Raw genomic sequence first — 238 nt, forward strand, 5'->3', positions numbered from 1 at the left:
GTTACGCCCGTTCCGGCCTGCTGATGAACGACGCGGCCTCCAGCAGCAAAAGCGGCCCTTATCTGACGCCCGCCGGGGAAACGGGCGGGGCCATCGGGCGTCTGGGGAACGAAGCGGATACCTACGTTGAGCTGAATGTTGAGCACAAACAGACGCTGGAGAATGGTGCGACGACGCGCTTTAAGGCGATGCTGGCCGACGGTCAGAAAACCTATAACGACTGGTCGGCAGACAGCAG

At 61.3% G+C, this 238-nt stretch carries 1 protein-coding gene; it reads left to right on the top strand.

Annotated elements, in window-relative coordinates:
• On the top strand, positions 1-238 hold a 238-nt coding region (locus RTW80_RS30730; protein ID WP_312722034.1), incomplete at both ends, for a carbohydrate porin.

Origin of the sequence: Escherichia sp. AM3 (genome assembly GCF_032029835.1) — a bacterium.
Lineage (GTDB): Bacteria > Pseudomonadota > Gammaproteobacteria > Enterobacterales > Enterobacteriaceae > Escherichia > Escherichia coli.